The organism is Pseudorhodobacter sp. (assembly GCF_030452865.1).
GTDB lineage: Bacteria > Pseudomonadota > Alphaproteobacteria > Rhodobacterales > Rhodobacteraceae > Pseudorhodobacter.
Window position 1 is genome coordinate 1 of record NZ_JAKDLJ010000168.1, and the last position, 7,376, is coordinate 7,376.

At 58.2% G+C, this 7,376-nt stretch carries 6 protein-coding genes and 1 pseudogene; 2 read left to right on the forward strand and 5 right to left on the reverse strand.

The genetic code is table 11. From position 1 onward, the window contains the following. Nucleotides 1-1,507, reverse strand: a 1,507-nt coding sequence (locus L0H65_RS10940; RefSeq protein WP_301458985.1) for an extracellular solute-binding protein, incomplete at its 3' end; no start/stop codon positions are given. A 239-nt stretch (nucleotides 1,508-1,746) separates the two neighbouring features. Continuing rightward, nucleotides 1,747-2,262, reverse strand: coding sequence for a cytochrome c family protein (locus tag L0H65_RS10945; protein WP_301458977.1), 516 nt, complete (start codon nucleotides 2,260-2,262; stop codon nucleotides 1,747-1,749). A 120-nt stretch (nucleotides 2,263-2,382) separates the two neighbouring features. Here L0H65_RS10945 and L0H65_RS10950 point away from each other — a divergent pair, with 120 nt between their 5' ends. Next, nucleotides 2,383-3,213 (forward strand): prephenate dehydratase, encoded by an 831-nt coding sequence (locus L0H65_RS10950; RefSeq protein WP_301458978.1) that lies wholly within the window; start codon nucleotides 2,383-2,385, stop codon nucleotides 3,211-3,213. A gap of 111 nt (nucleotides 3,214-3,324) precedes the next feature. Here the strand turns inward: L0H65_RS10950 and L0H65_RS10955 are convergent, their stop codons facing one another. Continuing rightward, complete coding sequence (locus L0H65_RS10955; RefSeq protein ID WP_301458979.1) at nucleotides 3,325-3,798, reverse strand: SRPBCC family protein; 474 nt, start codon at nucleotides 3,796-3,798, stop codon at nucleotides 3,325-3,327. Nucleotides 3,799-4,006: 208 nt separating this feature from the next. Continuing rightward, on the reverse strand, nucleotides 4,007-4,978 hold the full coding sequence (gene nudC / locus L0H65_RS10960) for an NAD(+) diphosphatase (RefSeq protein WP_301458981.1): 972 nt from the start codon (nucleotides 4,976-4,978) through the stop codon (nucleotides 4,007-4,009). A gap of 194 nt (nucleotides 4,979-5,172) precedes the next feature. Here nudC and L0H65_RS10965 point away from each other — a divergent pair, with 194 nt between their 5' ends. After that, a complete protein-coding gene (locus tag L0H65_RS10965; RefSeq protein ID WP_301458983.1) occupies nucleotides 5,173-7,098 on the forward strand; it encodes a bifunctional 2',3'-cyclic-nucleotide 2'-phosphodiesterase/3'-nucleotidase in 1,926 nt (641 codons plus the stop codon). On the opposite strand, the pseudogene L0H65_RS10970 reads toward L0H65_RS10965, so the two are convergent. Continuing rightward, nucleotides 7,088-7,376: pseudogene (locus L0H65_RS10970) on the reverse strand (ammonium transporter); the annotation flags it as partial. The gene L0H65_RS10965 and the pseudogene L0H65_RS10970 sit on opposite strands and share 11 nt — an antisense overlap.

Here is a 7,376-nt window from a genome sequence, read left to right on the forward strand (position 1 = left end):
CGTTGGTAATATCAAAATCATAATTTGGCGGGCGCGAGCGGTCTTCCAACTGGGCGTTGTCCACCCGCGTCAGAACCGCATCAATGCCAAGATTGCGCAGGTTCTCGATGAACGGGTTCAGGATGCGGACAAAGCTGACGCTATCTTCCAGAAATTCGACCCGCAACACCTCGCCGTTGGCATTGCGGCGCATCCCCGCATCGCCCACGACCCAACCCGCATCGGCCAGAAGCTGCGAGGCTTTGCGCAGATTGCCGCGGTCAAGCTGTCGCTTGCCCGAAACCGGGGGCATCACCACGTCATCGGTCAGGATTGACGCATCCAGCAACCCCTCATCGACAAGCGGTTTCAGCAATGCCAGTTCTGCGGCATCCGGTACACCGGTCGCCTCCATCGGAGTATTGCCCCAATAGGAGGTGATGCGCTGGTAAATTCCGTAAAACAGCGTTTCATTCGTCCATTCAAAGTTGAACATCAACCCGATAGCTTCACGCACACGCGGGTCCTGGAATTTTTCACGCCGCATGTTGAACATGAAGGATTGCCCGGTCGATTTCTCACCCGACGGTAGCTCTGCCTTGATCACATCACCGTTTTTCACCGCCGGAAAATCATAGCCTGTCGCCCATTTGATCGACGAAGCCTCATTACGGAACGTATAGGCGCCGCCTTTGAAGCCTTCAAAAGCCGCATCATAATCGCCGAAATACTCTATTCTGATCTGGTCGAAATTATTGGTCCCGACGCGCAGCGGATGGGTGCTGCCCCAATAGTTCGGGTTGCGTTTGTAAGTAATCGACTCACCGATCCGCATTTTGTCGAGCATATAGGCGCCGGTTCCCAGAAAGGGCGTCAGGCTGCTTTGCTCAAGGTCGAGACCCTTTGCCTCATATTGCGCTTTCGACAGGATCGGCAGGCCGCCGACTTCCTGCGGCAGGTCGCGGGTGGGAATTCCGGTCTTGAAGGTGAACTTGATACGATGCGGATCCAGCACCTCCACTTTTTCCACTTTGGTTGCAAAGATGGTGCGGAAATCGGTCAGCCCCTTGGCCAGAAACGTCTGGTAAGAAAACAGTACATCATCGGCGGTCATCGGGCTGCCATCGGCGAAGGTCACATCATCGCGCAGGTTGAAAACAACCCAAGACCGGTCTTTGGGATATTCGAGTGTGCTGCACAGCAAGCAATAGCTTGCGCCAATCTCATCCGAGGTGGCTTCCATGACCGATTCGTAGGGAGAGGATGAAAGCGCCGCGGCACGTCCCTTGATCGAATAGGGGTTCATGCTGTCGAACCCGCCGGAGGTCCATTCCGAAATCTCACCGCCTTTGGGCGCGTCGGGGTTGACGTAATCCAGATGTTTGAAATCCGCGGGGTATTTCAATTCTCCGAAGGTCGAGATGCCATGCGCCGTGATCACATGTTCGGCGCGGGCTGCCAGGGTGGACGCCGCAAGCAGCAACAGAGTGGCCCCGCCCCACGTTGCCGCCCGTATCGCACCACGCATCTGCTGCTTTGCTTCAGCCGATCTTGTGTTAACCCGCATCCCGTTCTCCCTGCTCATCCGCGCATCCTGTCTGCGCAGCATGCTAAAGCGCAACACCATGCAGCGACAAGTTGCGATTGCGTGAATATTGGCGCAGCACGGCGGCAGATCTGTCCATTTTCATCAACCGATACGAATAAGCCGCCCCTGAAGGCGGCTTTGCGTATCATTTCCGGGCAGAGACCAATACCGGCTTCAAGTCACTTCTGCGTGGCAAGCCATGCGATGATATTTGCGCGATCCTGCTCCTTTGGCAGACCGGCAAAGGACATCTTGGTGCCGGGTGCATAAGCCTTCGGGCTGGTCAGAAACGCGTTCAGGTTTTCCGGGGTCCACGTCTGGTCAGCCATGCCTTTCAGCGCGTCGGAATAGCCGAAGCCGTCGACATGCGCCTTCTGGCGATCCACGACGCCGTTCAGATGCGGGCCGGTGCCGTTGGTGCCGTCAACCTTGTGGCACGCCTTGCATTTGCCGAACACTTTTTCACCAGCAGCCGGATCAGCCGAGGCGTACACCTCGGCAAAGGGCGGGCCTTCTTCCTTTGGCGCTGCGGCATCACCTGCGCCAGTGTCAATGGTATAGGCTTGCTTGCTGTCACCACCATGGCCACCGCCAGTGGTATAAAGCGCGTCAGCGGCCCAACCACCCAGCAGAAATACCAGCAATGAGCCACAACCGGCACCCACAACCTTGGTCATTGTCATCGTGTCGAACATATTGCGCCCCACTTCAGCGTTCTCTTTTGCCGGTTCTAACCGCTTCCCATGCCGGATTTCAAGGTATACTAGCGCAACCAAACGCATTCACGCGCCTTTTATCGACGGAGATTGCCTGAAATGACCGGACGCATCGCTTTCCAGGGTGAACTCGGCGCCTATTCGCATGAAGCCTGCCGTCAGGCCCGCCCCGGGCTGGAGGCAATCCCCTGCGCCACATTTGAAGACGCTATTGGGGCCTGCAAATCCGGCGCGGTCGATCTGGCGATGCTGCCGGTGGAGAATTCGACCTATGGCCGGGTCGCCGACATTCATGCACTGCTGCCGGGGTCAGGGCTGCGCATCATCGACGAGGCGTTCGTGCGGGTGCATGTGAACCTTCTGGGCGCAAAAGGCGCAAGCGTGGATCAAGTGCGCGAGGCGCATGGTCATGTGGTCATTTTGCCGCAATGCGCGCGGTTTCTGCGCGAACACGCGATCAAGGGTGTGGTCAGTTCCGACAATGCCCGCGCCGCGCGAGAGGCGGCGGAGGCGAATGACCCCGCGCACGCGGCTTTGGCAAGCGAGTTGGCTGCGGAAATCTACGGGTTGGAAATCCTTGCCCAACACATCGAGGATCAGGCCAACAACACCACGCGCTTTCTGGTCATGTCGCGGCAGGCCGATCATTCCCGCCGGGCCGAGCGGATGATGACAACCTTCACCTTCCGCGTCCGCAACATCCCGGCGGCGCTGTACAAAGCGATGGGCGGCTTTGCGACCAATGGCGTCAACATGACGAAGCTGGAAAGCTATATGGTCGGCGGGTCGTTCACCGCGACGGAGTTTTATGCCGATATCGAGGGCCATCCGGACGATGCCAATGTCAAACTGGCGCTTGACGAATTGCAGTATTTTACCTCGCAGACCGAGATTCTGGGCGTCTATCCCGCCGATAAGCGTCGGGCATGAGCGCCAGTAAGACCATTCTAAGCGTTTTGCATGTGATTTGAACGTCGCGGACTTTCCCTCAGGTCAGTCGCGACTTTCAATCTGTCCGCTTCAGCTACAACGCAAAATGCTTTATCCTTTCAACTGCGCGCGATAGCGATCCTCGATATCGGCAGCAAGCTGGCTGAGGTGTTGGGCGTACCGCTTGGTGACTTTCGACTTCGCCAACCGGAGGGACTGAACAAAAAGCCGCGCGGCAAGGGTACGGGGCTTGATGTCGATCTGCACATGAACGCGGGTCCGCCGTGGCCCCATTTCGGCCATGTCGACATCCAGCACCGCCTCCACCGGACGCCCGATACCCAGGAAGGACAAGGCCCGCTCCTGTTCGATCTTTGTCAGCGTGATTTGAGCATCGCGTTGCTTTGCCCGATAAGGGAAGCAGATTTTCCATTCCATCCCCGCTGCGGGTTTTGGCAACCGGTCCAAACGCTCCACCTCGGCACCGCGCCGCAGCGCAGCGCGTTCCCAATTGTCAAAGTCGGTCAGAAATCCATCAACAAAGGCAATCGGCGCCTCGATATCCTCTTTCGCAGTCAGCTTCATCGTCGCTCCTTGACCTGTGGCGTTCAGTCGCTTGCCTCAATTCCACCGCTGCATCATGACCGCCTGAACGATCATCGTGGCATCAGCCCGCCCGATTTCGGGCATTTTTATTTTCCGCCTGAATTGTGCTTAGCGCATTTCAACCAAAGAATGAATCCTGAATTGCAACAAGTGGCTTTGGTTTAGTGTTTTGCGGCCTGGCGTTGCTTTAACGGCGCAGGGGTTCATCAAGCCGGTCCGCAAGCCACGCCGCTATCATGTGATGCGCGATTGCCCCTTTTCGGGCCGGGCGAATGGTCGGGTGTTCGCCCGCCATCACCGACAACATCTCCTCCCGCGTCAACCAGAGCGCGTCTTCCAGTTCCTTCGGATCAAGCGTGATGGTTTCATCCAATGCCTCTGCCGCGCATCCGATCATCAGGGAAGTCGGGAACGGCCACGGCTGGCAGGCGACATACCGCACCACGCCGACGGAAATTCCGGTTTCCTCCACGACTTCACGGCGAACTGCGGCTTCAATGGACTCGCCCGGTTCTACGAAACCCGCGAGGCAGGAGTACATCCCCGCGGGCCAACCGGGAGAGCGCCCGAGCAACAGCCTGTTGCCGCGTTGCACCAACATGATGACAACCGGATCGGTGCGCGGAAAATGCTGTGCCGAACAGGCGGCGCAATGGCGCTGCCAGCCAGCGTTGATCGGAACGGAGGCCTCGCCGCAGACGGCACAATAACGGTGACTGCGATGCCAATGAATCACTGCTTTGGCGACCGCAACCAATTCGCCTTCGCGCGGCGATAGCCGCATCATCGCGCCGCGCAGTTCCAGAAAACACAGATCGGAAGGCAAATCAGGGTGGAACTGCGCTGAGGAGTCAAAGAAGGCCGCTTCAATCGCCTGCGCGCCCTCCGGCGGCAGCCAGTCAGAGATATCCTGCGCAAACCGGGCGATTCCCCCATCGAGGCCCAGAAAAATCGGGGCTACCCCTGCCTCCAGCACCGGATGATCTGCGCGCAGCCAGCCGAGATCCACCCCGTTGGCGATAAGGGGTTTTCCGCGCCAGATCGGCAACACCTGACCGCATTGCGCCAACATTGCAGCGATCTTTTGCGTATCGCCACGCAATTCGGCAGCGCGATCAAGCCCGGAGCCGACAAAGCTCATCATCTCCAGTGAATTCATTGCGCCTCCTTGTTGATTGATGTGATGGCACGCCCGGAAGTTGGAGGCAATCTTCGGATTATTTGCGAGATGACAACCTTGACGTGATGTTTTTGCTGTCAGTAATAACTCTGGGTAGAATACCCTTCAGGTTGTTGCTAGGCTGATTTGACGAGCCGCGCGAACCATAGCCCTTGTCGCAGAAGTCGAGTGAAGTGATCCAGAAACCACGTCCGTTCCAACGCAGACTCGGCACCAACCGCGCGCATCTCAGGATTCTGCAAACGACAGATCTTCATGCTCATATATTCCCATTTGATTATTACAACGATGTGGCAGTTGATCATTCCGGGCTGGCACGGACGGCAACTTTGATCGCGACGGGTCGGGAAGAGGTGGCCAACAGCATCCTGCTTGACAACGGTGATTTCCTGCAAGGCAGTGCACTGGGGGATTATATCGCTTATGATCGCGGTTTGAAGCAGGGCGATCTGCATCCGGTGATCGGCGCGATGAATCGTCTGGGCTATGACGCGGCCACCCTCGGCAACCATGAATTCAATTTTGGCGTGCCGTTCCTGATGGCCAGCATCGCCCGCGCGAATTTTCCGGTGATCAGCGCCAATGCGCTTCTGAAAAGGGGTGCGACCCCGCGAGAGGATCAACGGCTGTTGCCGCCATACCTGATCCTTGACCGCAGGATACGCGATACCGCAGGCGTTTTGCGCCGCATCCGGATCGGTGTGATCGGCCTGCTGCCGCCGCAATTCGTGACCTGGGACGAAAGCAAGCTTTGGGGCAGGATTGAATCGCGCGACATTGTGGAAACCGCCGCGGCACTGATCCCGGAGATGAAAGCTGCGGGTACAGATATCATCGTGGCGCTGGCCCATACCGGGATCGGAGCCTCACAGCACGTCGACGGGATGGAGAACGCGGCGCTGCCTCTGGCCCGGCTGGACGGTATTGATGTGCTGGTCGCCGGACATACGCATAAGGTCTTCCCATCGGCGCAATTCAGCAACGGACCGGAGATTGACCTGAAGGCGGGGACCATTGCCGGCAAGCCCGCGGTCATGGCGGGATTCTGCGGTTCTCATCTCGGCGTGATTGATCTGTTGCTGGAACAGGAGGGGACAAGCTGGAACATCGTCGCCAGCCAGTCAGAGGCCCGCCCCATCGCGGCCCTTGATCCGACAGGTCATCGCGCCCCCCTTGTGGTCAGCGACACTGCGGTCCTGAAGGCAACTCAGCATGACCATGATGCTACGCTGGACTATATGCGCAGCCCGGTCGGTGCCACACGTCGCAGACTCTGTAGCTATTTTTCCTTGGTGACCAATTGCCACAGTGTCCAGATGATATGTCGCGCCCAGTCGCAGTTCATCCGGCAGTCCCTGACCGATCCCGAACATGCCGGGCTTCCGCTCCTTTCTGCCGCCGCCCCGTTCAAGGCAGGCGGTTGGGCCGGGGTTGAGAACTACACCGATATTCCGGTCGGGCCGTTGTTTCAACGCAGTGTCGCGGATCTGTACTGCTTCCCGAACACCATTTCCGCCTTGCGCCTGCGCGGATCGGATATCGCGGAGTGGCTTGAACGGTCTGCGATGATCTTCAACCATCTCACCATCGGAGCTTCGGACCAACTGCTTTTGAACGACGCGGTGCCGTCCTATGGCTTCGATGTCATCATGGGGTTGACCTATGAAATCGACCCGACGCAACCGCCGCGCTATTCCCTTTCGGGCCGGCTGCTCAATCCCGAGGCGCATCGGATCCGAAACCTGTGCCACAATGGCAAACCGCTGGATCCGGAGGCGGAGTTCATCGTCGCCACCAACAACTTTCGCGCCAGCACCCAGATGCGGCTTGTTCATTCACCCGATGCACGCCTGGTGTTCGAAGCGCCGACAACCATTCGCAACATTCTGCTCAATTTCATCACGCAACACGGCACTATCGACCCGGAGATCGAGCCGAACTGGAGCCTGACCGTTCCGCCCGACACAAGTTATCTGCTGAAATCCTCCCCTTTGGGGCAGCATCATCTGTGCGGGGTAAACGACCTCTCACTGGAGCCGCTTACCGAGGTGCAAGAAGGTTTCATGCATTACCGCGTGACGGCCCGCTTCAGACCTTGAACTCCGGATATGCCTCGATCCCCAATTCCGCCTTGTCCAGCCCGAGGATTTCATCCTCTTCACTTGGCCGCAAGCCGACCCAGGCTTTCAATACGGTCCAGATCAGACCGGAACAGACGAACGTGAACGCAGCGACGGCGGCAAACCCCAGAAGCTGCGTGCCGAAATGGGCGCTTTCGGTATAGAAGGGGACCGCCATCGTGCCCCATAACCCGGCCCCGAAATGGACAGGGATGGCACCGACCACATCGTCAATCCCGATCCGGTCCAGCAGTGGC

Excerpts from the sequence above, each read along its gene's own strand:
- L0H65_RS10945 (WP_301458977.1), bottom strand. The coding sequence starts at position 2,262 with ATGTTCGACACGATGACAATGACCAAGGTTGTGGGTGCCGGTTGTGGC.
- L0H65_RS10950 (WP_301458978.1), top strand. The coding sequence starts at position 2,383 with ATGACCGGACGCATCGCTTTCCAGGGTGAACTCGGCGCCTATTCGCAT.
- L0H65_RS10955 (WP_301458979.1), bottom strand. The coding sequence starts at position 3,798 with ATGAAGCTGACTGCGAAAGAGGATATCGAGGCGCCGATTGCCTTTGTT.
- nudC (WP_301458981.1), bottom strand. The coding sequence starts at position 4,978 with ATGAATTCACTGGAGATGATGAGCTTTGTCGGCTCCGGGCTTGATCGC.